The sequence below is a fragment of the Gymnodinialimonas mytili genome, from assembly GCF_037544085.1.
Classification (GTDB): Bacteria; Pseudomonadota; Alphaproteobacteria; order Rhodobacterales; family Rhodobacteraceae; genus Gymnodinialimonas; species Gymnodinialimonas mytili.
Genome location: NZ_JBBIFW010000001.1, coordinates 1,517,464 through 1,540,783 on the forward strand (window position 1 = coordinate 1,517,464; position 23,320 = coordinate 1,540,783).

24 protein-coding genes and 1 pseudogene are annotated in these 23,320 nt (G+C 59.0%); 9 read left to right on the top strand and 16 right to left on the bottom strand.

What is annotated here, in order from left to right; all coding sequences use genetic code 11:
• Positions 1 to 16: 16 nt before the first annotated feature.
• Positions 17 to 991 carry an acetyl-CoA carboxylase, carboxyltransferase subunit beta gene (gene accD / locus V8J82_RS07520; RefSeq protein ID WP_339973787.1) on the top strand — a complete coding sequence of 325 codons (975 nt, stop codon included), beginning with the start codon at positions 17 to 19 and terminating at the stop codon, positions 989 to 991.
• 120 nt (positions 992 to 1,111) lie between these two features.
• Complete coding sequence (locus V8J82_RS07525; protein WP_339973789.1) at positions 1,112 to 2,377, top strand: bifunctional folylpolyglutamate synthase/dihydrofolate synthase; 1,266 nt, start codon at positions 1,112 to 1,114, stop codon at positions 2,375 to 2,377.
• Here the strand turns inward: V8J82_RS07525 and V8J82_RS07530 are convergent.
• Positions 2,374 to 2,943 (bottom strand): DJ-1/PfpI family protein, encoded by a 570-nt coding sequence (locus V8J82_RS07530; RefSeq protein ID WP_339973791.1) that lies wholly within the window; start codon positions 2,941 to 2,943, stop codon positions 2,374 to 2,376. The two genes, V8J82_RS07525 and V8J82_RS07530, sit on opposite strands and share 4 nt — an antisense overlap.
• Positions 2,944 to 3,124: 181 nt before the next feature.
• Here V8J82_RS07530 and V8J82_RS07535 point away from each other — a divergent pair, with 181 nt between their 5' ends.
• From V8J82_RS07535 to V8J82_RS07545, 3 genes are all read left to right on the top strand, one after another.
• Entirely contained in the window at positions 3,125 to 3,640 is a 516-nt protein-coding gene (locus V8J82_RS07535; protein WP_339973793.1) for a hypothetical protein, read from the top strand.
• Positions 3,640 to 4,266 (top strand): CatA-like O-acetyltransferase, encoded by a 627-nt coding sequence (locus V8J82_RS07540; protein ID WP_339973795.1) that lies wholly within the window; start codon positions 3,640 to 3,642, stop codon positions 4,264 to 4,266. Before V8J82_RS07535 ends, V8J82_RS07540 begins: the two co-directional genes overlap by 1 nt.
• A 376-nt stretch (positions 4,267 to 4,642) precedes the next feature.
• Positions 4,643 to 5,284: an IS3 family transposase gene (locus V8J82_RS07545; RefSeq protein ID WP_339973797.1), complete on the top strand. Its 642-nt coding sequence runs from the start codon at positions 4,643 to 4,645 to the stop codon at positions 5,282 to 5,284.
• Between the two features lie 374 nt (positions 5,285 to 5,658).
• Here the strand turns inward: V8J82_RS07545 and V8J82_RS07550 are convergent, their stop codons facing one another.
• Genes V8J82_RS07550 through V8J82_RS07585 form a run of 8 tightly spaced genes read right to left on the bottom strand, consistent with a single transcriptional unit; the run spans position 5,659 to position 13,536 of the window.
• Complete coding sequence (locus V8J82_RS07550; RefSeq protein ID WP_339973799.1) at positions 5,659 to 6,054, bottom strand: RidA family protein; 396 nt, start codon at positions 6,052 to 6,054, stop codon at positions 5,659 to 5,661.
• Complete coding sequence (locus V8J82_RS07555) at positions 6,051 to 6,473, bottom strand: acyl-CoA thioesterase (RefSeq protein WP_339973801.1); 423 nt, start codon at positions 6,471 to 6,473, stop codon at positions 6,051 to 6,053. Before V8J82_RS07555 ends, V8J82_RS07550 begins: the two co-directional genes overlap by 4 nt.
• Positions 6,463 to 8,100, bottom strand: a complete 1,638-nt coding sequence (locus V8J82_RS07560; RefSeq protein WP_339973803.1) for an AMP-binding protein — start codon at positions 8,098 to 8,100, stop codon at positions 6,463 to 6,465. Before V8J82_RS07560 ends, V8J82_RS07555 begins: the two co-directional genes overlap by 11 nt.
• Entirely contained in the window at positions 8,100 to 9,251 is a 1,152-nt protein-coding gene (locus tag V8J82_RS07565; RefSeq protein ID WP_339973806.1) for an acyl-CoA dehydrogenase family protein, read from the bottom strand. Before V8J82_RS07565 ends, V8J82_RS07560 begins: the two co-directional genes overlap by 1 nt.
• The gene (locus tag V8J82_RS07570; protein WP_339973807.1) at positions 9,251 to 10,051 is read right to left on the bottom strand and encodes an enoyl-CoA hydratase family protein; all 801 of its coding nucleotides are present in this window, start codon (positions 10,049 to 10,051) and stop codon (positions 9,251 to 9,253) included. The genes V8J82_RS07565 and V8J82_RS07570 overlap by 1 nt, the downstream gene beginning before the upstream one ends.
• A complete protein-coding gene (locus V8J82_RS07575; RefSeq protein WP_339973809.1) occupies positions 10,044 to 10,529 on the bottom strand; it encodes a MarR family winged helix-turn-helix transcriptional regulator in 486 nt (161 codons plus the stop codon). The genes V8J82_RS07570 and V8J82_RS07575 overlap by 8 nt, the downstream gene beginning before the upstream one ends.
• Positions 10,526 to 11,245: an SDR family NAD(P)-dependent oxidoreductase gene (locus V8J82_RS07580; RefSeq protein WP_339973812.1), complete on the bottom strand. Its 720-nt coding sequence runs from the start codon at positions 11,243 to 11,245 to the stop codon at positions 10,526 to 10,528. The genes V8J82_RS07575 and V8J82_RS07580 overlap by 4 nt, the downstream gene beginning before the upstream one ends.
• Positions 11,242 to 13,536: a bifunctional salicylyl-CoA 5-hydroxylase/oxidoreductase gene (locus V8J82_RS07585; RefSeq protein ID WP_339973814.1), complete on the bottom strand. Its 2,295-nt coding sequence runs from the start codon at positions 13,534 to 13,536 to the stop codon at positions 11,242 to 11,244. Before V8J82_RS07585 ends, V8J82_RS07580 begins: the two co-directional genes overlap by 4 nt.
• A gap of 152 nt (positions 13,537 to 13,688) precedes the next feature.
• Here V8J82_RS07585 and V8J82_RS07590 point away from each other — a divergent pair, with 152 nt between their 5' ends.
• The 4 genes from V8J82_RS07590 to kynU all read left to right on the top strand — a co-directional run bounded on the left by V8J82_RS07590 (position 13,689) and on the right by kynU (position 18,088).
• The gene (locus tag V8J82_RS07590; protein ID WP_339974557.1) at positions 13,689 to 14,900 is read left to right on the top strand and encodes an acyl-CoA dehydrogenase; all 1,212 of its coding nucleotides are present in this window, start codon (positions 13,689 to 13,691) and stop codon (positions 14,898 to 14,900) included.
• Positions 14,901 to 15,270: 370 nt separating this feature from the next.
• A complete protein-coding gene (locus V8J82_RS07595) occupies positions 15,271 to 16,062 on the top strand; it encodes a GntR family transcriptional regulator (protein WP_339973816.1) in 792 nt (263 codons plus the stop codon).
• The gene (locus V8J82_RS07600; protein WP_339973818.1) at positions 16,059 to 16,889 is read left to right on the top strand and encodes a tryptophan 2,3-dioxygenase; all 831 of its coding nucleotides are present in this window, start codon (positions 16,059 to 16,061) and stop codon (positions 16,887 to 16,889) included. Before V8J82_RS07595 ends, V8J82_RS07600 begins: the two co-directional genes overlap by 4 nt.
• Positions 16,886 to 18,088: a kynureninase gene (gene kynU, locus V8J82_RS07605; protein WP_339973820.1), complete on the top strand. Its 1,203-nt coding sequence runs from the start codon at positions 16,886 to 16,888 to the stop codon at positions 18,086 to 18,088. Before V8J82_RS07600 ends, kynU begins: the two co-directional genes overlap by 4 nt.
• Here the strand turns inward: kynU and V8J82_RS07610 are convergent.
• The 7 genes and pseudogenes from V8J82_RS07610 to V8J82_RS07640 form a co-directional block, all read right to left on the bottom strand.
• The gene (locus V8J82_RS07610) at positions 18,081 to 18,500 is read right to left on the bottom strand and encodes a YybH family protein (RefSeq protein ID WP_339973822.1); all 420 of its coding nucleotides are present in this window, start codon (positions 18,498 to 18,500) and stop codon (positions 18,081 to 18,083) included. The two genes, kynU and V8J82_RS07610, sit on opposite strands and share 8 nt — an antisense overlap.
• Positions 18,497 to 19,954 (bottom strand): aldo/keto reductase, encoded by a 1,458-nt coding sequence (locus V8J82_RS07615; protein ID WP_339973824.1) that lies wholly within the window; start codon positions 19,952 to 19,954, stop codon positions 18,497 to 18,499. Before V8J82_RS07615 ends, V8J82_RS07610 begins: the two co-directional genes overlap by 4 nt.
• Entirely contained in the window at positions 19,947 to 20,963 is a 1,017-nt protein-coding gene (locus V8J82_RS07620; protein WP_339973827.1) for a branched-chain amino acid ABC transporter permease, read from the bottom strand. Before V8J82_RS07620 ends, V8J82_RS07615 begins: the two co-directional genes overlap by 8 nt.
• Positions 20,960 to 21,694 carry an ABC transporter ATP-binding protein gene (locus V8J82_RS07625; RefSeq protein WP_339973829.1) on the bottom strand — a complete coding sequence of 245 codons (735 nt, stop codon included), beginning with the start codon at positions 21,692 to 21,694 and terminating at the stop codon, positions 20,960 to 20,962. Before V8J82_RS07625 ends, V8J82_RS07620 begins: the two co-directional genes overlap by 4 nt.
• A pseudogene (locus V8J82_RS07630) lies at positions 21,691 to 22,425 on the bottom strand (ABC transporter ATP-binding protein). Before V8J82_RS07630 ends, V8J82_RS07625 begins: the two are co-directional and overlap by 4 nt.
• Positions 22,426 to 22,489: 64 nt before the next feature.
• Entirely contained in the window at positions 22,490 to 22,795 is a 306-nt protein-coding gene (locus V8J82_RS07635; protein WP_339973831.1) for a hypothetical protein, read from the bottom strand.
• A gap of 19 nt (positions 22,796 to 22,814) precedes the next feature.
• Entirely contained in the window at positions 22,815 to 23,117 is a 303-nt protein-coding gene (locus V8J82_RS07640) for a hypothetical protein (protein ID WP_339973833.1), read from the bottom strand.
• Positions 23,118 to 23,320 lie beyond the last annotated feature (203 nt).

The window sequence follows — 23,320 nt, forward strand, 5'->3', positions numbered from 1 at the left end:
ACCGGAACACTCCGCAATGAACTGGATCACCAACTACGTCCGCCCCCGGATCAACTCGATCTTCTCGCGCCGCGAGACGCCCGAGAACCTGTGGACCAAATGCGATGAATGCGGAACGATGCTGTTCCATCGCGAGCTGTCGGACAATCTGAATGTCTGCACCAACTGCGATCACCACATGGCGCTGACCCCGCGCGATCGGTTCAATGCGCTCTTTGATAACGGCCTGTTTACCGAGATCCAGGTGCCGGAACCGCTGGCCGACCCGCTGAAGTTCCGCGATCAAAAGAAGTACCCCGACCGGATGAAAGCCGCGCGCCATCAAACCGCCGAACACGAGGCGATGCTGGTCGCCGAAGGCGAAATGGGGCGCACGCCCATTATCGCCGCCGCCCAGGATTTCAGCTTCATGGGCGGGTCCATGGGGATGTTTGTCGGTAATGCCATCATTGCTGCGGCAGAACGCGCCGTGGCGACGGGCCGCCCGCTGATCCTGTTTTCCGCCGCCGGCGGCGCCCGGATGCAGGAAGGCATCCTCAGCCTGATGCAGATGCCGCGCACCACGGTTGCGGTGCAAATGCTGAAAGAGGCGGGCCTGCCCTATATTGTGGTTCTGACCCATCCCACGACGGGCGGCGTCACGGCCTCCTATGCCATGCTGGGCGATGTGCATATCGCCGAACCCAACGCTCTGATCTGCTTTGCCGGGCCGCGCGTCATCGAACAAACGATCCGCGAGACGCTGCCAGAAGGCTTCCAGCGCTCCGAATACCTGCTCGACCACGGCATGCTCGACCGTGTTACACATCGCCGTCAGATGCGCGACGAGCTGATTTCGATCACCCGAATGCTGATGCGCCAAACGCCGCCTGTGATGGGCGACCTGCCCGCCCCCGAGGCTGCGCCCGACACGCCGCCAGCCGATTCGGAGGTCGCTCCAAATCAGGCGCCCGACCAGCCTTCCGAGACCCAGGCCGATCCCAAAACCTGATTCCCAAGCCGACGACACAGACGTCATTTGTCTCAAATTGCGCGCGCCCTCTTCCATTGGCTCCAAATACCCCCGCCGGAGGCTTCCGGACGTCGCCCCAAGCGCCTTGGATCGATCCCCATGACCCAGACCTCCGACGCTCTGCTCGACCGTATGATGGCCCTGCATCCCAAGGTCATCGACCTGACCCTGGACCGCATGTGGCGGGTCCTGGCCGCGCTTGATCACCCCGAACGCAATCTGCCGCCGGTGATCCATATCGCGGGGACAAACGGCAAAGGTTCGACCCAGGCGATGATCCGCGCGGGGCTCGAAGGCGCGGGGTGCATAACCCATGCCTATACCTCGCCCCATCTCGCGCGGTTCCACGAGCGGATCCGTTTAGCAGGCGAACTGATCGACGAGGCCCGGCTCTCCGACATCCTCGATACCTGCCTGGCCGCCAACGGCCCCGACCCAATTACGTATTTTGAAATCACTACCGCCGCCGCGTTACTGGCCTTTTCGCAGACCAAGGCCGATTACACCCTGCTTGAGGTGGGGCTTGGTGGGCGGCTCGACGCGACCAATGTCATCGACACACCGGCGCTGTGTGTGATCACGCCCATCGACATGGATCATCAGCAATTCCTGGGCGACACGATCGAAGCCATCGCCGTCGAAAAGGCGGGGATCATCAAACGCGGCGTGCCGGTGGTCGTGGCTCCGCAACGCGAGGCGGCGCTTGAGGTGATCGAAGATCGCGCCGCCCGCCTTGGCGCGCCTATCATCGCGCAGGGACAGCATTGGCATGTCTATGAGGAGCGCGGGCGCCTGGTCTTTCAAGACGAAACCGGCCTGCTGGATCTGCCTTTGCCCGCTTTGCGAGGGCCTCACCAGATCCAAAATGCAGGCACGGCGCTCGCCGCGTTGCGGACGCTCGGCACAGGTGACCCCGACGCCGCTATGGCCGACGCCCATTGGCCCGCACGGATGCAACGCCTGCGTGAAGGACCCCTCGTGCACGCCGCGCCGGAGGCCGAGCTCTGGCTCGATGGCGGCCACAACCCCCATGCCGCCCGCGCCATTGCCGCCACATTCGATGCGCTGCCCAGTCGGCCCACCCATCTGATCTGCGGGATGCTCAACACCAAGGATGTCGCCGGCTACATGCAGCCCCTGACCCAATTCGCCGCCAGCCTCACCGCCGTGTCGATCCCGAACCAGACCGCCACCCTGTCTGCCGAAGACACCGCCGCCGCCGCGCGCGCCACAGGTCATCGGGCGCAGACCGCCGCCTCCGTCGGCCAGGCGCTCGATCAGATCATCGTCGAAACGCCGCAGGCGCGTATCCTGATCTGCGGGTCGCTCTATCTTGCCGGCGAAATCCTCAAAGAAAACGGCTAGGCTAAATGTTCCGCCGCCAGCATCGTCCGAAAGCCTGAAACCTGGTCCGGCACCACGCCAACAGCCTCGAAAATTGCCGCGGTGAAGCTGACCGGTGCGGTGCCGGGCGCGGTAATCACATGGCCATCCGATATCGCCGCTCCCCCTTCTTGGTACAAGGCTTGGCCGCCGTAATTCTCTACCTGCTGCAAAAACGGCGCCGCATTCGAGGTATGGCGCACGGCGTCCAACGCACCCGCCCGCGCCAGGGCCAAGGTGCCCCCACAGATCCCGGCAACCCAACCGCCGCCCGCAAGCTGCGCGCGCAAGGTATCGCCCAGATCCGGCGCCTCGGCAGTTTCCCAGATCATACCGCCGATGATCACAACCATGTCAGCCGACCAGGCGCGCATCTCATCAAGGCCCAAGTCGACATTCGCCTTCAGACCACCCTGAGAGCGCACGATACCGGCCTTCGGTGTGAAAAACCGCAATTCAAGGCCATAGAACGGCGCCGCCGTCCCGGCCAGAAACCCATATTCCCAATCGGCGAAACCTTCCGTCAGAATCACAGCAAGCCGCTTCATCGCATCACCGCCTCTTTCACATCATCCGAACTCGTTTCGGCCAAGGTCATCCGGCAGGCAAGCCCTCGCCGACAGCCCACTGACACGACCCGTCAGCAGAGGATCCGGACAGACACGTGTTGACCCTCCGGGCCGAACCCCCCACTTTCTGGGCACTGCACGCTGATCAAGGTTTTGCCCAATGCGCCTCTTCTCCGCTGTTCTGGCCGCTGTTCTGGCCACCGCATCCGTCACCAATGCATCGGCCGTGCGCTATCAATTCTGCTGGGTTGGCGCGAATGGCTACACAATGGAAGGCACCATGACCCTGCGCGACGGCGCGACCGGCCTCGCGACCGAGGCGGACGTAACCGACTTTCAGATCATCGGCTTCCGCGAGGGCGTCGCCATCGGCTCGTGGAGCCTGAGCCAGCGCACCGCGCAAACCTCATTCCTGCTGCGCTTCGATACCGAGACCATGCGCTTTCCCACAGGCGGGATCCGCAGCGAAAACTCCTACCAGGAGTGGAACGCCAATGGCAGCGTCGATAATTGCGGCGCGGTTGACGGCTTTGGTTGGAATGGCGGGAATTGGGCGCAGGATGTCTGCATCAACAATGTCTGGATCGAGGATAGCTCCATCGATCCCAACACCCCCCTTTATGCGCAACCCATGGATGTGACGCTGATCTGTGAAGACGTGGTGCCGACCTCCTGATGGAACACATCGTTGACCTACAGACGTGGCCGCGCGCCGCGCAGTTCCAGTTTTTCCGCACCTATGCGCGTCCGCATTTCGCGGTGACGTCCCGGATCGATGTGACCGATCTGATGACTCGCTTGAAATCGGCGGGCATATCCCCCTATCGCGCCAGCCTCTATGCGATTGGCGCCGGGATCCATAGCGTGCCGGAATTGCTGATGCGGTTCAGGGGCGAACAGGTCGTGCGTCACGATGCGGTGGAACTGTCGATGACCGTACCCACGCCCGATGGCAGCTTCAACTACGCCTATGTGCCGTTCGATCCCGATTTCACCGCCTTCGATGCTCACGCCAAAGCGCTGATCGAGGCCGCTGCCACCACGCGGGACCTGGCCGCCAATTCCGGCGAGCGTGACGACCTCGCCTATCTGTCCTGTATGCCCTGGCTCGACTACACGTCGCTCAACAATGCAATGCCCGGCCCCGAGGATTGTATTCCGCGTATCGGCTGGGGAAAGATCACTGCCGCCCAGGGCCGTCACACTATGCCCATGACGCTGGAGGTCCACCACGCCATCGCAGACGGCGCGCATGTCGGCGCCTATTTCGCGGGTGTGCAGAAAGCGCTGGATACCCTCTAGCCTACCGGACAATCGAAGTGCCAAACCAATACAAACGGCACGCTTGTCCATGCATTTCAAATATCCGCTTTGAGCCCAAAATGGTAAGTGCGTAAGGGCAGTCAACGACCTAGACAGATGTCTTGGCCCCCTGAACTGTGCCAAAGTTGGCTTAGTTTGGAGACGGGATTGATGGTGCGGAAACGGTATTCAGATGAAGATATTCTGCGGCTTTTGCCCGCGATTGAGCTGAGCCTGGCGTCTGGTTCGGATGTGGCGAAGGTATAAAGAAAGGATGATGAGGCATTGCGCTTTGCGATGATCCGATTGGCCAAACAGTACGGGCGCTATAGCTACTGCAAGGTCGTACTGGTTGCTCCATTGGTCCGAGCGACCAATGAACGATAAGCTGCTGCACATCGAAGGCTGGTCGGTCAAGCACAAGAAGATTGAACGCCTGTGGGGCGAAGAAGGCTTCCAACTCCCGCGTCGGCACAAAAAGCGGAAGCGGCTGCACCACAAGGACAGTTCGATCATCCGGCTCCGATCGCGGCATCCGAACCATATCTGGAGCATTGATTTTGTTCACGACAAGCTGAGCAATGGGCGGGCCTACAAAATGCTCGCGGTGTTGGATGAGTACAGCCGCGAGGCGTTGTGCGTGGTAGTCAAGCCGAAGATGAAAAGCGCTGAGGTGCTGGATGCGCTATATCCATTACCATTGCGGCAAGGGAAGCCTGAATACATCCGTTCCAACAATGGCGCGGAGTTTATCGCGGTGGCCCTGCAAGACTGGTTGAGAAAGATGGGGATCAAGCCGATCCAGATCTACCCAGGATCGCCATGGGAGAATGGCTACAACGAGCGCTTCAATTGCACTCTGCGCCGCGAAGTCCTCAATGCTGAGTGGTTCCACACCACCAAACAGGCGCAGATCGTCATTAATACATGGCTCAGACAGTACAATCGTGTCCGACCACATCAGGCCCTAAACATGCGCCCGCCCATTCCAGACACACCGCTCAAAACTGGCCCATAAAATTGGGGATGGGCAAAAGGGGGGCGGCCATAGCAATTCAGCGCCGAATGGACTTCGAGGCGAAGGCCCCAAATATAGAGACAAATCACAACCAAAAATCTCAATTTAGTTGCCTAATCTCAGATTAGGTAATCATATAGCCCATTGAAATCATTTCAGGTGTAGTCTCAAAAACTAATTGCTAAGTGACACCATCGTCATAATGGGTCAAAGGCCAATGAGCCCCTACAAATCAGTTTGGATCAGTCGGATCAGACTGCTTGTCCCGAGTGAGACACACTAATTCGCGGTTTCCGTTGCCAACACGCGTGCCGCGCCACTGTTGCGCCTGACTAGCGCTCACTGATCTGCGCAGCTAGTACCAAAGCGCATGATTAAGATAGATGCGCCGTGGCTTCGATTTCCACAAGCGCCTCATCTTCAACCAAGGCAGAGACAACAACCATGGACATGGCGGGATAATGGCGGCCGAACACTTCGCGATAGGCTGTGCCAACCTCACCCTGACGACGGGTATAGTCGTCCTTGTCGGTGACAAACCACGTCAATCGGGTGACGTCGCTCACCTGCCCACCGGCAGCTTCGACGATATCGCGAATGTTTTTCAGGGCTTGGCGCATCTGACCAATGAAATCCTGAGACACAAACTTCTTGTTTGCGTCCCAGCCAATCTGACCGCCGATATGCAGCGTGCCATCTTTGGTCAGCATGCCATTGGCATAGCCCTTGGCGGGCAGCCAGCCTTCTGGGTGGATGGTCTTATGGCTCATAACGCCAATTCCCTTTCTTCTAGAAGTTTCGCGCGGATCTCTGCGGGCCAAGGCGTGGGCTTGCCCGCGTCATTGACAAACGCCAAGGTGCCGGTGGTTTCGAACCGCTGCTCTGCGCCCGCATGGGCCCCTATCAAGTAACCCACCGAGCTACGCCCGACCCGAGTAACCGCCACCCGAAGCAGCAATTCGTCACCGTGACTGCTGGGTGCCGTAAATCGCGTGCTGATTTGAGCCGTCGGGATCGCTGCATTGATGTGAAGATCGGGCCAAGGTGTCCCAAGCGCGCTTTCGAAAAACGCTTCAAGGCAATCATTCATCATCTCGAAATATCTCGGGTAAAAGACGATGCCCGCAGGGTCGCAATGCCGAAACAAGACCTTCTGATGAAATTCAAACGGCATCGGATCAGCGGCCATGCACCGTGGCTTTTGGATCGGATTTGAGCTTGAAGCGTTGGATCTTGCCCGTCTGGGTCTTTGGCAAAGCGTTTGAGAACACCACGGAACGGGGATACTTGTAAGGTGCGATGGTGGATTTAACGTGATCTTGCAGGGCCTTGATCTGGTCCGCGTCGCGTGCGGCCCCTTCTGCCAGCACGACATGCGCTTCCACGATATGCCCGCGCTCCTCATCGGGGGTACCGATCACGGCACATTCTGCGACCACATCGTGGCTCAGCAAGGCCGCCTCGACTTCTGGACCGGCGATATTGTAGCCGGATGAGACAATCATGTCGTCGCTGCGTGCGGCGAAATAGAAATAGCCTTTAGCGTCCTGGACGAAACTGTCGCCGGTGATGTTCCAGCCATCGCTGACATAGTTCTTTTGGCGATCCCCCTTGAGGTAGCGGCAACCGGTGGGTCCCCGTACGGCAAGACGTCCAATGTCGCCTCTTGGGGCCTCGGATCCATCTTCGGCCAGCACCTTGGCCTGATAGCCTGAGACCGGCTTTCCGGTACATCCAGGCCGGTGATCATCAAACCGGTTTGAGATGAAGATGTGCAGCATCTCGGTTGCGCCAATGCCGTCTAGCATCGGTTTTCCGCTCTTCTCCATCCATTCGTCGTAGACTGGTTTTGGCAGCGTTTCGCCGGCTGAAACAGCGGCACGCAGGCTGGACAAATCCGCGCCTTCATCCATGGCACGCAACATCACACGGTAGGCTGTGGGCGCGGTAAAACAGACCGTCGCCCGATACTTTTCGATGATTTCGATCATGTTGGGCGGCGTCGCTTGTTCGAGCAATGTAGCCGTCGCCCCAAACCGCAGCGGGAAGATCGCCAGCCCCCCAAGGCCAAACGTAAAGGCCAGCGGCGGCGAGCCGACGAAGATGTCCTCGGGCACAACGCCCAAAACCTCTTTCGCATAGCCATCCGCGATGATCATCAGGTCGCGGTGGAAGTGTATCGTGGCCTTTGGTTCGCCCGTTGACCCGCTGGTAAAGCCAAGCAAGGCCACGTCGTCGCGCCCTGTTTGCACAACGTCGAATTTCACAGGCTTTTCCAGAGCAAGCCGGTCAAGATCGGCGTCGTGGTTGGAGGTGCCATCAAAGGCCATCACGGTAAGGCCCGGGCACCCCTCCTCACAGCGTTCCATTTCTTCCATCAGCCGACTGTCGCAAAGGGCGAAGGCAATCTCGGCCATTTCCACGTATTTCGTTAGTTCAGACGCGCGCAACATGGGCATGGTGTTGATCACCACAGCGCCGACCTTGGTCGCCGCCAACCAACACGCGACCATGGCCGGGTTATTTGCCGAACGGATCATGACCCGATTGCCAGGTTTCACGCCCAAATCATCGACAAGCACATGGGCCAGACGATTGGTCCAATCGCAGAGTTCTTTGTATGTGCGCCGCCGACCATTTCCGATCAGGGCCGTGTTATCACCGAAGCCCTTGTCGACCATGCCATCGGTCAACTCGTATCCGGCGTTCAAAATGTCGGGGTAGTCAAAGCCGTCCAAAAGGAAATCGGGTTGATCTATCGCGGGCGGAAGATTGTCCCTTGCGAACGTGTCGACATGAGCCGTAGGTCCAAGCATTACGATCCTCCCTCATGGGCCGCTAAAGCCTGCCGCGCGATGATGACTTTTTGGACATCTGAAGCGCCCTCATAGATGCGGAGGGCGCGAATTTCTCGGTAGAGCGTCTCAACGGTTGTTCCCGAGCGGACCCCATCCCCCCCGAACAACTGAACTGCTTTGTCGATGACCTGCTGCGCCTGATCCGTAGCGAACAGTTTCGCCATCGCGGCTTCGCGCGTCACACGGGGGGCGCCGCTGTCTTTGGCCCAAGCGGCGCGGTAGATAAGCAGGGCGCTTGCATCGATATCGAGCGCCATATCCGCGATATGGCCCTGGACCATCTGCAAATCCGACAGCGGTGCGCCTTGCACATGACGGGTCGAGACACGCGCAAGCGCCTCGTCCAGCGCGCGTCGGGCGAACCCCAGTGCGGCCGCCGCAACCGTTGACCGAAAGACATCCAAAACCGACATCGCGATCTTAAACCCTTGCCCCGGCGCACCGATCATAGCGCTTGCAGGAACGCGTACATCATCAAACCGCAGGCGCGCCAAAGGGTGCGGCGCAATCGTCTTTAAGCGCTCCACGATCTCGAAGCCCGGCAGATCTGGGGTCACGAGGAAAGCAGACATGCCTTTCGCGCCCGGTGTTTCTTCGCTGCGCGCGAAGACGGTGTAGATGTCGGCGATACCACCGTTCGAAATCCACGTTTTTTCACCGGAGAGAACGAAGTGATTGCCGTCCAGCGTGGCTGTCATTGTGTTGTTGGCCACATCGGAACCAGACCCCGGTTCCGTCAGCGCAAAGGCTGAGATGGCCTTTCCTGCGCGTGTTTGGGGCAGCCATTCTCGCTTTTGGTCATCCGAGCCGAACAGCGTTACGGCGCCGGTTCCCAGCCCCTGCATCGCAAAGCTGAAATCCGCCAGGCCGTCGTGACGCGCCAGAACTTCACGGGTTAGACACAGGCCGCGGACATCAAGGGCGCCGTCCAGGCTAGCGGTATGATCCAGCACGCCCGCCTCGCCCAAAGTGGCCACAAGCTTCCGGCAGGCCGCGTCGGTGTCGGAGTGGTCAACGGACAGACCCTGTGCCACCTCCTCAACTTGCGACGCCAAATCCGCGTGGTGCGGCTCAAAAAACGGCCAAGAGAGAAAGCTGGTATCCGCCATCAATCCCCCTCAAACACCGGTTTTTCTTTGGCGACAAAAGCGTTGTAGGCCCGTTCGAAATCGCCGGTCTGCATGCAGATTGCCTGGGCCTGGGCTTCGGCCTCGATGGCTTGTTCGATAGACATGGACCATTCCTGTGCAAGCATGGTTTTCGTCATCATGTGCGCGAAGTTGGGGCCCGCTGCGATGCGTGCGGCCATGCTGAGTGCCGAACCCTCAAGCTGCTCCGCAGGCACAATCTGATTGTAAAAACCCCAGGCCGCGCCTTCCTCAGCCGACATCGACCGCCCGGTGTAAAGCAGCTCAGCCGCCCTCCCCTGCCCGATGATCCGAGGCAGGATGGCACAGGCGCCCATATCGCAGCCCGCAAGACCAACACGCGTGAAGAGGAAGGCGCATTTCGCCTGCGGCGTGGCGATCCTGAGGTCAGAGGCCATGGCGATGATCGCCCCTGCCCCGACACACACGCCATCGATGGCGGCAATCACAGGCTTCCCGCAGTTGACCATCGCCTTGACCAGATCGCCGGTCATCCGGGTGAAGGTCAAAAGCTGTTTCATGTTCATGCGGGTCAGCGGCCCGATAATGTCATGCACATCGCCGCCGGATGAAAAGTTGCCGCCATTTGAGCCAAAGACGACAACGTCAATGTCGTCGCGATAGACCAGATTGCGAAACCAGTCGCGCAGCTCAGCGTAGCTGTCGAAGGTCAGTGGGTTTTTCCGATCCGGCCGATCAAGGGCCACATGGGCGATCCGCCCGTCGATCCGGCATTGGAAATGCGCCACTTGTTCAGTCATCGCCTGCCCCCCTGTCCGCCAGGCTGGTTTCCAGCGCCTGCAAATCATCCGCAAGCGCGCGCGCGGTTTCCGCGTCAAACCCTGACAGCATCTCGCTGATCCAGGCCTCATGCGCGGCAGCCTGCCGGGCAAATTCTTCCTGACCGCGCTGGGTCAGCCGCACCAGTGACGCGCGGCGATCTCCCGGCACCGGTACGCGCACCAGCAACCCCTCATCCGCCAGCCGATCCACAATGCCCGTGACATTCCCGTTAGAGACTTTCAGCACGCCAGAGATCTGGCTCATCTTCAAACCATCGGAGTAGCGCGACAGGGCCGCCAGGACGTCAAAGCGCGGCAGGGTGGTGTTGAACTCCGCCTTGAGGTTCTCGCGCAGGGAGTTTTCGATAGACCGGCTGGCCTTCAGAAACCGCAGCCAGAGGCGCAGTCGTTCTTTTGACGCCGTTTCCAAGGGCGCTGCGGGGCGGTTCAGGGTCATATCTCACCTCCCGAAAGGCTGAGCGCATGACCGTTGACCATCGCCGCCCCGGGTGAGGCGAGAAAGAGCGCTGCCGCTGCGACCTCATCAGGGGTGATCAACCGGCCCACCGGGTTATTCGAGACGACCATTTTTAGCGCAGCAGCCTCATCCAGCCCCCTGCCTGCCATGACGCTCTGGACCGCCGCCTCGGCCATGGGCGTATCCACAAAGCCCGGGCAGATCGCGTTGCAGGTGATCTGCTTGCGAGCCACCTCATGCGCGACAGACCGGACGAGGCCCAGCACACCGTGTTTGGAGGCCGAATAGGCCGCGATGCGCCCGCCCCCCTTCAACGCCTGGGTCGACGCGATGGCAATCAAGCGCCCGCCTTGGCCCATGTTGCGCAAGGCCGCGCGGAAGGTCAGAAACGTGCCAGTCAGGTTAACGTTCATGGTCTGGTTCCACTCTTCCAGCGTCACTTCCGTCAACGGCGCGGCACGGCCCATGCCAGCATTGGCGACGACGACGTCGAAGGGCTCGGCAAAAAGCGCATCGACCGCCGCTTCATCGGTCACATCCGTCGGCGTGCAGGTCATGCCGCGTCCGGCATCGGTTTCTTGCAGTGGCTCGGGGCGTCGTCCGGTTATGGTGACCGCGTCGCCCGCCTCAGCGAAAGCGCGCGCGATGCCGCGCCCGATGCCGGAGCCACCGCCCGTGACCAGTACGCGCCTCATGCCCGTGCCTCCGACTGTGCTTCCCGGTCCGCCAGCCGCCAGGCCTGGTCGCGGCCAGCTTCATAGGGTTTGGGCCAGACCTCTTGCCGATCGCCAATCTCGGCACCTGCGCGCAGGGTCCAATACGGATCAGACAGATGTGGGCGCGCGAGGCACACAAGGTCAGCCCGCCCCGCCATCAGGATCGAGTTCACATGGTCAGGCTCGTAGATATTGCCCACTGCCATGGTTTTGATCCCGCGTTCGTTGCGGATGCGATCTGAAAACGGGGTCTGGAACATCCGGCCATAGACCGGTTTCGCCTGCGTTGAGGTTTGCCCGGCGGACACGTCGATGATGTCAGCGCCCGCCGCCTCGAACATCGCCGCGATCTCCACGGCGTCTTCCGCCCTCACACCATCGTCACCGGCCCAGTCACTCGCCGAAATGCGTACAGACATGGGTTTTCCCAGGGGCCAAACCGCGCGCATGGCGGCAAAAACCTCAAGCGGGAAGCGCATGCGATTTTCGAGACAACCGCCATATTTGTCCGTCCGCGTGTTGGACAGTGGCGAGATGCAAGAGGAAATAAGATAACCATGCGCGGCGTGCAGTTCGATCATGTCGAACCCGGCGCGATCGGCCATCTGCGTTGCGGCGACAAAGTCATCTCGCACTTGGTTCATATCTGTCCGGGTCATCTCTTTGGGCGTCGCATTCTCGTCCGACCACGGGATGGCGGAGGCGGACATAAGGGGCCAATTGCCGTCGTTCAGCGGTTGATCCATCCCTTCCCAACCGACACGGGTCGAGCCCTTGCGACCGGCATGGCCGATCTGGCAGCAGATCTTGGCCTCGGTCTCCGCATGGACGAAATCGGTCAGGCGTTTCCAAGCCGCCTCATGCTTAGACGCATAAAGGCCCGGGCAGCCCGGCGTGATACGACCGCCAGCCGAGACACAGGTCATCTCGGTATAGACGAGACCAGCACCGCCTTTCGCCCGCTCACCATAATGGATCAGGTGCCAGTCTGTCGGGCAGCCATCAACCGCTTTGTATTGCGCCATGGGGGACACGACGATGCGGTTTTTAAGCGTCATGTCGCGCAGGCGAAACGGCGCAAACATTGGCGCACGTGCGCGTTCGTTACGCCCGGCCCCAGCTTGATCCATGAACCAGGCTTCCGCCTCGGCCAGCCATGCAGCATCGCGTTCGCGCAGGTTTTCATGGCTAATCCGCTGACTGCGCGTCAGCAGCGAGTAGTTGAGCTGCACCGGATCGAGATCCAGATAACGCTCCACATCCTCGAACCATTCAACCGAGTTCCTCGCCGCGGATTGCAGGCGCAAAACCTCCAAGCGGCGTTCTTCCTCATAGCGGGTGAAGGCGGCCTCTAGCGCTTCCTCAGCATGGATGAGTTCGGCCAGGGCGATGGCGCTTTCGAGAGCCAGTTTCGTCCCGGAACCGATCGAGAAATGCGCAGTGGCCGCAGCATCGCCCAGAAGAACGATGTTTTCATGGTGCCACTTTTCGCACAACACACGCGGGAAGCGCAGCCATGCGGACCCTCGGATATGGTTGGCGTTGGTCATCAGTGGATGGTCACCCAGATGATCTTTGAAAATCTCTTCGCAGATGCGGATGCTGTCCTGTTGGCTTAGCTCGCCAAATCCGTAGGCATCAAAGGTCTCCTGCGTGCACTCGACGATAAACGTCGCCGTCTCATCATCGAACTGATAGGCATGCGCCCAGACCCACCCCTTGTCTGTGTCTTCAAAAATGAAGGTGAAAGCGTCGTCGAATTTCTGATGGGTGCCGAGCCAGACAAACTGGCATAGGCGGCGGTCGATATCAGGTTGGAAAACGTCCTGAAACTCCATGCGCGTCTTGGAATTCAGGCCATCTGCGGCGATAACGACATCAAACGCGTCCTTATAGGCGCTTGCGCTGTCCACCTCGGTTTCAAAACGCATTTCGACGCCAAGCGCGCGGGCACGCTCCTGCAACAAAAGCAACAGGCGTTTGCGCCCGATCCCGCAGAACCCATGACCGCCAGAAACCGTGCGTTGGCCTTTGTGGATCAGGGCCACGTCATCCCAATAGGCAAAGTGTTTGCGTATAGATGCGGCGCTGATCGGATCATTCTGGGCAAGGTTTTCAAGCGTCTCATCCGACAAGACCACGCCCCAGCCGAATGTATCATCTGCGCGGTTCCGCTCGATCACCACAACCTCTGCGGAGGGATCGCGCAACTTCATCGAAATCCCGAAGTAAAGGCCCGCAGGGCCACCCCCTAGACAAGCTATCCGCACGTTACCGCCTTTCGCTTGGGTTCTTATCGAAAACGATATGAGGTGAGTTTTGAAACTTCAAGCACAAATATTTTATACTTGAAGATTATTACGCCGCCGATAAGGTGCGACTAGATGTTGTAAGGAGCCGACACGTGAATGCGCCGACACTTCTGAAAACCGGTCCTGAAATTGCGCGCGCAAAACCTGCCCCGCTGGTGTGGGACGACCCGTTTTTGTTGGACCAACAATTGACCGAAGAAGAACGGATGATCCGCGATACGGCGCATGCCTACGCACAAGACGGGTTGTTGAGCCGCGTGGTCGACGGGAACCGCCACGAGATTTTCGACCGATCAATCATGTCGGAAATGGGCGCACTTGGCCTGCTTGGCGCGACCATCCCCGAGGATTATGGCGGCGTCGGGGCAAACTATGTCTCTTACGGACTGATCGCGCGGGAGGTCGAGCGCGTCGATAGTGGCTATCGCTCGGCCATGTCTGTGCAAAGCTCTCTGGTGATGCATCCCATCTATGCCTATGGCACCGACCACCAGCGCCAGAAATATCTGCCCAAGCTCGCATCGGGCGAATGGATTGGCTGCTTTGGGCTGACGGAACCGGATGCAGGCTCTGACCCGGCCAGCATCATTACCCGTGCGAAACCCGTTGATGGCGGCTTTATTCTGTCCGGCGCAAAGAACTGGATCACCAACTCACCCATCGCAGATGTGTTCATTGTTTGGGCCAAGTCCGAAGCCCACGAGGGCAAAATCAAAGGCTTCATCCTTGAGAAAGGGATGAAGGGCCTGAACGCCCCCAAAATTGAAGGCAAGTTTTCCTTGCGCGCCTCCACCACGGGCATGATCCAGATGGACGAGGTGTTTGTCCCGGAGGAAAACATTTTGCCGGAGGTCTCCGGTTTGGCGGGCCCGTTTGGCTGTTTGAATCGCGCCCGCTTCGGAATTGCATGGGGGGCGATGGGCGCGGCGGAAGCGTGTTTTCACGCGGCGCGGCAATACACGTTGGACCGTAAGCAATTTGGCAAACCGCTCGCCCAGACGCAGCTTATTCAAAAGAAGCTGGCGGATATGCAAACCGAAATTGCGCTTGGCCTTCAGGGCGCGCTGCAACTGGGTCGCATGTTTGATGATCATTCTGCACCGGCTGAGGTGATCAGCCTGATGAAACGGAACAATTGCGGCAAAGCGCTGACCATCGCACGCGAGGCACGCGACATGCATGGCGGCAACGGGATCAGCGACGAATATGGGATCATTCGCCACGTGATGAACCTTGAAGCGGTGAACACCTACGAAGGCACCCATGACGTTCACGCCCTGATCCTTGGCCGCGGCATCACGGGGCTGCAGGCGTTCGCCTGACGGCGTCCACAGACGGGATTGCGACGATCACGGTTGATGACCCACCCGCCAATGCCCCAAGGCATCCGGTTCGGCGGGGCTTGGTCGAGATCGTGGCGCAACGGAAGCGGACAACGCTGTTCGGGCGTTGGTTCTTATCCGCGCAGGGCGCATGTTTAGCGCCGGGCCGTCTCCTAGAGACAGGAACATCCTAGCCAATTGCCAGATGCGAAGGGCTCCGCCAGCGACACCTCGCATAAATTCTTTAGTAACCGATCCCGCACCGCGCGCTCTGAGGGTTCTGACAGGTGTTTTTGAGCGAAACAACAAACAGAAAATATGAAACCATTAATCATATACGATTGACTCAATCACATATGAAATCTATGCGTTGTTAAAAGGCAAAGCGATGAACCAACGCTCGTCCAAATCCGACATTCTCTACGCCCAGATGCGTGGCGACATTCTGTCTCTCGATCTGGCGCCAGGCTGTGCACTTCGCCTGCCAGCGTTGGCAGATCGCTACAGCGCTGGGATAACGCCCATCCGGGAGTGTTTGAACCGCCTGTCCACCGACAAGCTTGTGGTGATTGAACATAACAAGGGCTTCCGCGTCGCGGCGCTGTCTTTGGTCGATCTTCTGGATTTGGAACGCAGCCGCAGCGCTATCGAAGGTGACCTTTTTCTGCGCGCAATCCGCCAAGGCAGTGATGCCTGGGAAGCCGGCCTGATCGGAGCCTATCATCAGCTCGCTTCTCTCGCCCCGGTTTCGCTGCTTGGCACGGGTGCCGATCTGGCGCTTTGGAACCGCCGTCACGAGACCTTTCACAACGCTCTGATCGCCCACGTCAATGCCCCATGGATGCTGCATTTCCATCAACAGATCGCGGACCAGATAAGACGCTATCAAACGTTCATACAAAACGGGCTGCGCGACCTGTCGCAAACCCATCAAGATACGGCACCGAAAGCCGCTGACATCTACGCGACAGCCCTTTCAATTGATCCTCACAAGGCGCTTTATGACGTTGCCTTGTCTCGCGATGTTGAGGCGGCGCGGGCGGTGATCGAGCAACACAGCAACCTGTCGATCAAGGCATTCCAAGACCTAAGCCGCCTTGTACCTGCCAACACAGATTTCGCCACGATCCTGCAGCATCCAGACCATGAGGTTCAGACATGACCGCCTATGACCCGTCTGCTGACGGCGCGCAGATGTCCTTTGCTAAGGATATGTCGTACATCGACTATCTGGCCCTTGATCCGATCCTGGGTGCGCAACATCGGCAATCCGATGCCCATGACGAAATGCTGTTCATCATCCAGCATCAGACCTCGGAACTTTGGATGCGGCTTGCCCTGCACGAGATCACCGTCGCGCGCGATCTGCTTGGCGAAGGGACCTTTCCGCCGGTCTTCAAGATGCTGACCCGCGTTGCGCGCATCTTCGAACAACTCAATAGTGCGTGGGATGTGCTGCGCACCATGACACCCAGTGAATACACCGCCTTCCGTGATGAATTGGGCAAGTCATCCGGGTTTCAATCACATCAATACCGTTTGATTGAGTTTATAATGGGCAACCGCAATGCGGCGATGATGAAGATTCACGAGCATCGCCCCGAACTGCATCATATGCTCGCCCAGGAAATGGAACGCAAATCGCTATACCATGTGGCGCTCGATCAGCTTGCAGCGCATCTGAATCTATCGTTTGCGCCCGATTTGTATCGGTTGGACCAGCCGCACGCGGCAGATGAGGGCATCATGGTGGCTTGGGCGAAGGTGTACGAAAACCCCGAACAGCATTGGACGCTTTATGAATTGGCCGAAAAGCTGGTCGATATCGAAGACTATTTTCGTCGATGGCGGTTCAACCACGTCACAACGGTCGAACGCATCATCGGATTCAAGCGCGGCACGGGTGGAACATCTGGAGTGAAATACCTTCGCCGTATGCTTGAAGTCGAACTTTTCCCAGAGCTTTGGCACCTGCGAGGTCAGCTATGAAAGATACGATTCAAACCCTGCCCCTGAAGGACAAGTTTCACTTGCCAGAGGGGATGATTTACTTGGACGGCAATTCGCTTGGGCCACTGCCGAAAGGCACCAACGCACGTGTCGCAGAGATGCTGACCGCCGAATGGGGTGAACATCTGATCACGGGCTGGAACCGCGACGGATGGATGGCGCAGCCCGAACGCGTGGGCAACATGGTCGGTCGACTGATCGGCGCGCCGGAGGGGACGGTCACGATGGGCGACACCCTATCGGTCAAGGTCTACCAAGCCCTGTCCGCTGCGTTGAAGATGCGTCCCGGTCGCCATGTGATCCTGTCGGATAGCGGCAATTTCCCGTCCGACCTTTATATGGCGCAGGGGCTGATCCAGCAGCTTGACCAAGGGTATGAACTACGCGTGGTGGATCCCGAGGAGGTGGCAACTTCCATAGATGAAACGGTCGCGGTCGCGATGATCACCCAAGTAGATTACCGCACGGGGCGGATGCACGATATGAATGCGGTGACCAAAGCGGCGCACGACGCGGGCGCCGTAATGCTTTGGGATCTGGCGCATAGCGCGGGGGCCGTTCCGGTGGATCTTCAGACCTCCAACTGTGAATTCGCGGTTGGCTGCACCTACAAATATCTCAATGGCGGGCCTGGCGCCCCGGCATTCATCTACGCCCGCCCAGATGTGGCCGATACGATGGATGCCGCACTGGCCGGGTGGCTGGGCCATGATGCCCCTTTTGCCTTTGAACCAGACTACCGCCCTGCCCCGGGTATCGGGCGGATGCGCGTGGGGACACCGCCAGTGATGCAGATGACCACGCTAGAACACGCGCTGTCTGTCTGGGATGGTGTGGATATGGCCGATATACGAATGGCGTCGATCCGGCTGTGTGATTTGTTCATTCGTGAGGTTGAGGCGCGGTGCCCCGACCTTACGCTGGTCAGCCCGCGCGACGGTGCATTGCGCGGCAGCCAGGTGTCTTTCGCCTTCGAAAACGGCTATGCGGCGATGCAAGCACTGATCGCCCGCGGCGTTGTCGGAGATTTCCGCGCGCCTGACATCATACGATTTGGCTTTACGCCGCTTTACATCGATGAAAGCGATGTGCTGGCGGCCGTGGATGTGCTGGAAGATGTCATCAAGAACGATCTTTGGGACACGCCAGAGTACAAGCGCAAAGCGCGCGTCACTTGAACCAATCGGTTGAGACATCCTCGGGCGCGTTGTCCATATCAAACGCCATGCGCCACGCGTCCCCTTCCTTGCGGAACAACAGGAAAATACGGCCGGTTGAGCCTTCTTTGCCAGTCGCGGCCTCGTCAGCGGGCGGTTCGAAATAGTAACAGCCGAGGATGCCCGCGAGATTGCCTGACTGCCATGCGGCCTCTTCTTTGTGCAGAAGCCGACCCTTCAGGTTCGGGATGGACCCGGCATACCATGGCTTGACCTGTTCAAGGCCCAGCTTCAGAGGTGCCTTGGCATTCGCGTAGACGCTGTCTTCGGTATAGAGGTCAAACAACCCATCCAGATCCTTGCCGTTAAACGCCTCAAGCCACGCCTTTAGCGTCGCGCGCGCGGCGTTCATTTCCTCTTCGTTTTCGATCATTCTCGGATCTCCGATGGGGTTTTGACGATCGCTTCCGCCTCAATCTCAACGCGGAAGTCGCCGATAAGCTTACCGACCACGAGTGTCGTGTTCGCCGGGGCATGCGGGGCAAAAACGCGGCCATGGGCCCGGCTGACAGTTTCGACATCCTCTTCGTGCACCAGATAGGTGCGCGTGCGGATCACGTCTTTCATGTTTGCGCCCAGGGCCGTCAGCGACGCCGCAATCTTGTCGAGGATATAGGTCGTCTGGGCGCCCGCATGTCCGGGTGCCACATCGTGGTCGTGTCCATGGGTCGCGGTCGTCCCCGAAACGACGATCTGGTTGCCGTCACGCACCGCGCGGCAGTAACCGGCGATGGGCTCCCACTTTGATCCGGAATAGGCGCGCATGCGCCCGTCATTGTCTGGCACAACCGCCAGCACGCTCGGGATCTGATCCAGATGATGCGAAAGATCCCCGCTTGCCGTCAGAAAGGGGGGCTGGCGATATTCATCACCGCAATCACCGGGGATCATTTGCGTCTGTGCAAAAGCTCCCTCTAGGCGTGCATGGTCATCGGCATCGAGCGTGAACCCAAATAGTCTTGCATTATCCGCGCGATGCTCCGCCTCTCCCAGTCGAACGCCGATGATGATCCCAGCCACATGGGGCTGTTCCAGCACCCACCTGGACGCGACATTTGAAATCGAGATGCCATGTTTCTTGGCGATTTCATCGGCGGCTTCAAGGATCGCCTGAAATCCGCCCCACCCGCCGGCAGTTTCGATGAAGCGCATGTATTTCATACGACTCCAATCCGCGATGGTTTCGGGCTGCTTTTGCCCCAACCATCGATCCGTCAAAAACCCACCGCAAAGCGTCCCATAGGCCAGCAACTTGACCCCGCGTGCCTTGCAAAGCTCCGCCAGTTGCCCCGCGGCACGACGATCGATCAGCGAAAACGAGACCTGGTTTGAAACCAGCGGAATCCCCTCTTCCAGCGCCAGTTCCAGATGTGCGGCATCAAAATTCGTCACACCCAATGCGTTGATCAGACCCTGTTCCTGCAGCGATTTGAGTTCCCGCAACGCGTCCAGCCAGGCCGGATGCTCAAAGCTCCACCAATGAAACTGCAACAGGTCAATGCAGGACACACCCAACCGATCCAGACGTTCTTGCACACCGGCGCGCACGACCTCCGCGGTCATCGGGCCCGGTTCGGGGCACCACTTGGTAAAGGCCTTCGCCCGAGGTGCCCGGCGCAACACCTCACCCGCGATCAGCTCGGCTGAGCCATAGTGATCCGCCATGTCAAATGTATCGAAACCGTCTTGGGCATAGGCCTCAAGCGCTGCGGCAGCCGTCCCAAGGTCCGACATCTCGCCGTCTTTCTCCTGATCCGCCACTTGCCATAGGCCCGTCAGAACACGGGCGATCGAAAGGTCAGGGGCAAGGTTTGCGCGCTCAAGCATTCTTGTGTCTCCGGATCGGCTTTGGTTTTTCTTCACGCTCTCCCAGATGCTTCGAAATGATCTGCCGCTCCGGCAAAAGCCCCTGCGGGCGCCAAAGAAGCAAAAGGCACAGCATCACGCCGATGATCGCAATCTGCAAAGACGCGGCGCGGGCCTGCTGATCAGCCGGGAACAGCTCAGAGATCAGACTGCCCGACAAGGCCCAGATCGCCCAGACAAGAACAGCGCCCAGGATCGCGCCCTTATTATTGCCCGATCCCCCAACGATCAGCATCGCCCAGACCTGGAATGTCAGCATGGGCAGGTAGTTCGGGGGCGAAATGAAGCCTACGAAATGGGCCTGAACGGCACCGGCAAGCCCCATGATCGCCCCGCCTAGGACGAACGCTTGCAGGCGCAGCGACGCGGGGCTTTTGCCAAGGGATTGCGCCGCTGTTTCATCCTCGCGCACGGCACGCAGAACACGCCCCCACGGCGACCGGGCGAGGTGTTCTAGGATGAGATACAGCACGAGTACCAATACCGCGGCCAAAGCTAGGTTGGCGTAGTTAAAAAGGATCGGATTGTCCTGAACCCCAGCGAAGGCCCGCGGGATAAAGCCGACACCAAAGACACCGCCTGTCAAACTCTCGAGGTTTTGAAAACAAAGCTGCAGCGCGATGGCGATGCCAAAGGTTGTGATCGCCAGATAATCTGATCGCATCCGCAGTGTCAGCGCCCCCACAAGGAATGAGACAAAGGCGCTGATCAGCGCGGCGCCCAGCCATCCAACGGCAATAGGCAGGCCAAAGCCGCCGATGCGGTCCGGTGTTGCAGGCGTTGTCAGCAGAACCGAGGTATAGGCGCCGACGCCCACAAACGCGGCCACGCCCACATTGAACAAGCCCGTCTGACCCCATTGGACGTTCAATCCAAGGCAGATGATCGAATAGGTCAGCGTTAGGCCAATCGCGCCAAGGCCAATGGTCGAGCCGGCAATCAGCCCGTCGATGATCACTTGCGGGCTCATGCGGCGGCTCCTTTCGCCCGTTGTCCGAGAAACAGCGCGCCGAGCGCTTTGCCATCTTTCAGGGGCTCGGTGGGACCGTCATGGGCCAGTTCTCCATCGACCAGCACAAGCGCACGGTGCGTCAGGTCCAGCGCCGCTCGCACGTTTTGCTCGACCAGGATCAAGGTTACGCCCGTTGCATGGATGCGCCGGAGCGTCTCAAAGACCTGCCCCACCAATTTTGGCGACAACCCAGCCGAGGGCTCGTCCAGCATCAGAACCGGTGGATCCGTCAGCAATGCGCGCGCTGCCGCCAGCATTTGCCGTTGTCCGCCCGAAAGCGCGCCGGCCAAGGTGTTCGGGCGCTCTTTCAGGTCGGTGAACATCTCAAACATCTTGTCAATTTGGCGCACGCGTTCTGCGGCGGGCACCAATTCCGCGGCAATCTGCAGGTTCTCGCGGATTGTCAGCTGGGTGAAGATATTCTCAGTCTGGGGAACAAAGCCCAAGCCGCGGCGGGCCAAAACATGGGACGGCACGCCAGTGATGTCTTCGTCGCCCAAGTAGACCGCGCCACCCAGGCACGCCACCTGACCTGCGATTGCTTTGATCAGGGTTGATTTGCCCGCCCCGTTGGGGCCGAGAACGGTAACCGCCTCACCACGTTCGACCGTGAAACTGACACCTTGGACGATGGGCAAATCGGTGTCATAGCCCGCTTTGAAATCGGTGACCGTCAGCGCGACACTCATGTGGGCGTCCCATCGAGATAGGCATCCACAACCTCGGGCCGTTGGGTCACCTCCTCCGGCGCTCCTTCCGCCAGGAACTGCCCCGCTGCCATCACAACAACACGGAAACATAGGCGGCTGATCATGTCCATGTTGTGCTCGATCAGCAGGATCGCGATGCCGCGCTGATTGATCTGTTCGATCCGATCAATAATCAGATTCAACAGCGCCGGATTTACCCCTGCCCCGGGTTCATCAAGCAAGATGACCTTAGGATCCGTCATCAGAACCCGCGCAAGCTCTAGCAGTTTCCGCTGACCGCCGGATAGGACTGAAGCAGGCTAATTTTCCAGGTGCCCAAGCGAAACAAAGTCCAAAAGCTCACGGGACTTGGCCACATTGGCGCGCTCCTGCGCCGCAACCGCGCGCGGACGCAGAAGCGCCGACAGGACGTTTTCACCGATCTGCTCCTGCGCCGAGGTCATCACATTTTCCAGCACTGTCATACGCGGGAAGGGTTTGGGGATTGGGAAACTACGGCTCAGCCCGATCCCACAGCGTGCCTGCTGAGACAGGCGTGTCACATCCGTTCCCTTAAGGCGGATTGTACCTTCGCGCGGTTTAAGCGTTCCCGCCAGAAGGTTGAACATCGTGGTCTTTCCGGCCCCATTCGGCCCGATCAAACCAACCAATTCCCCCGTCCCGACGGTAAGGGACATGCCGCGGATCACGTGGTGACCGCCAAAACTCATCCGCAGTGAGTCGGCATCGAGAGCTTGGCCAGGCACCAAAATTCCTTTCGCGGGTTCGTTTTCCTCACATGAGGCTATCAAAAACCGCCTTGAAATCCCCTAGATCATAGATCGAGGTGATCGCCCCACATTGCGTCCCAGCATCGTCCCAAACAACGCTCGTCGGAAACGAGGTGACCTCAAGCGAACGCGCCCTTTGATAGCTTTCGGCAACCTGCGCATGCGTCTCAGTCGCCGTACTGATGGCGTCTGTATCAAGTTTCGGCAAACCGGGTTTCTCGAAGAGAACGTCATAGGTCTCAGCCGCGTTCGGGTCATTTCCGTCGATGAAATGTGTCTCCAAAAAGACCATGCACAAACTCCAGAACATGGGCCTTGTCCGTCAGGTTCTACATCTGCAGCACAGCAAGGCTTGGCGGTGCAGAGATACTGAGCGGCGTTTCGTCTTGTCGCATCATCTCAAAGAACGGCTCGCCCATGGCCTGACCGGTAACGGCAGTCATGCGCAGTCCAGCACCTCTGATGTAACTCAGCATATCGCTATAGGGACCAACGCGATCCCCTGTCACAAGACCGCTGGGAACAGCATCAATTTCAACATCTGGATTGGTCTCCGCGAAGTGGCGAAGTGTCGGGATGAACCCAAAACACCAACCGCAGAGTGGGTCATACACATAGGTCAGTCGCGCCATGTTCACGCCTCCTTAGGCCAAGCCGCAATGTGATCGGCGGCCGTGGTGAAGGATTACCATAGACGTCGCTAATGGCATGTCGTCAGCGCGATCAAACAAGTGTTCCTGCAATTCTGTTTGGTCTACTTATGCCGGGAACCAGTTTGAAATCGTGCCTAGCCGAACATCATGACCCAAGTGCTCAAAACGGTGAAATGTGTCGT

Bases quoted from the DNA above. Each gene is read 5' to 3' on its own strand.
- accD (WP_339973787.1), top strand. From the start codon at position 17: ATGAACTGGATCACCAACTACGTCCGCCCCCGGATCAACTCGATCTTC.
- V8J82_RS07525 (WP_339973789.1), top strand. From the start codon at position 1,112: ATGACCCAGACCTCCGACGCTCTGCTCGACCGTATGATGGCCCTGCAT.
- V8J82_RS07530 (WP_339973791.1), bottom strand. From the start codon at position 2,943: ATGAAGCGGCTTGCTGTGATTCTGACGGAAGGTTTCGCCGATTGGGAA.
- V8J82_RS07535 (WP_339973793.1), top strand. From the start codon at position 3,125: ATGCGCCTCTTCTCCGCTGTTCTGGCCGCTGTTCTGGCCACCGCATCC.
- V8J82_RS07540 (WP_339973795.1), top strand. From the start codon at position 3,640: ATGGAACACATCGTTGACCTACAGACGTGGCCGCGCGCCGCGCAGTTC.
- V8J82_RS07545 (WP_339973797.1), top strand. From the start codon at position 4,643: ATGAACGATAAGCTGCTGCACATCGAAGGCTGGTCGGTCAAGCACAAG.
- V8J82_RS07550 (WP_339973799.1), bottom strand. From the start codon at position 6,054: ATGAGCCATAAGACCATCCACCCAGAAGGCTGGCTGCCCGCCAAGGGC.
- V8J82_RS07555 (WP_339973801.1), bottom strand. From the start codon at position 6,473: ATGGCCGCTGATCCGATGCCGTTTGAATTTCATCAGAAGGTCTTGTTT.
- V8J82_RS07560 (WP_339973803.1), bottom strand. From the start codon at position 8,100: ATGCTTGGACCTACGGCTCATGTCGACACGTTCGCAAGGGACAATCTT.
- V8J82_RS07565 (WP_339973806.1), bottom strand. From the start codon at position 9,251: ATGGCGGATACCAGCTTTCTCTCTTGGCCGTTTTTTGAGCCGCACCAC.
- V8J82_RS07570 (WP_339973807.1), bottom strand. From the start codon at position 10,051: ATGACTGAACAAGTGGCGCATTTCCAATGCCGGATCGACGGGCGGATC.
- V8J82_RS07575 (WP_339973809.1), bottom strand. From the start codon at position 10,529: ATGACCCTGAACCGCCCCGCAGCGCCCTTGGAAACGGCGTCAAAAGAA.
- V8J82_RS07580 (WP_339973812.1), bottom strand. From the start codon at position 11,245: ATGAGGCGCGTACTGGTCACGGGCGGTGGCTCCGGCATCGGGCGCGGC.
- V8J82_RS07600 (WP_339973818.1), top strand. From the start codon at position 16,059: ATGACCGCCTATGACCCGTCTGCTGACGGCGCGCAGATGTCCTTTGCT.
- kynU (WP_339973820.1), top strand. From the start codon at position 16,886: ATGAAAGATACGATTCAAACCCTGCCCCTGAAGGACAAGTTTCACTTG.
- V8J82_RS07610 (WP_339973822.1), bottom strand. From the start codon at position 18,500: ATGATCGAAAACGAAGAGGAAATGAACGCCGCGCGCGCGACGCTAAAG.
- V8J82_RS07615 (WP_339973824.1), bottom strand. From the start codon at position 19,954: ATGCTTGAGCGCGCAAACCTTGCCCCTGACCTTTCGATCGCCCGTGTT.
- V8J82_RS07620 (WP_339973827.1), bottom strand. From the start codon at position 20,963: ATGAGCCCGCAAGTGATCATCGACGGGCTGATTGCCGGCTCGACCATT.
- V8J82_RS07625 (WP_339973829.1), bottom strand. From the start codon at position 21,694: ATGAGTGTCGCGCTGACGGTCACCGATTTCAAAGCGGGCTATGACACC.
- V8J82_RS07635 (WP_339973831.1), bottom strand. From the start codon at position 22,795: ATGTTCTGGAGTTTGTGCATGGTCTTTTTGGAGACACATTTCATCGAC.
- V8J82_RS07640 (WP_339973833.1), bottom strand. From the start codon at position 23,117: ATGGCGCGACTGACCTATGTGTATGACCCACTCTGCGGTTGGTGTTTT.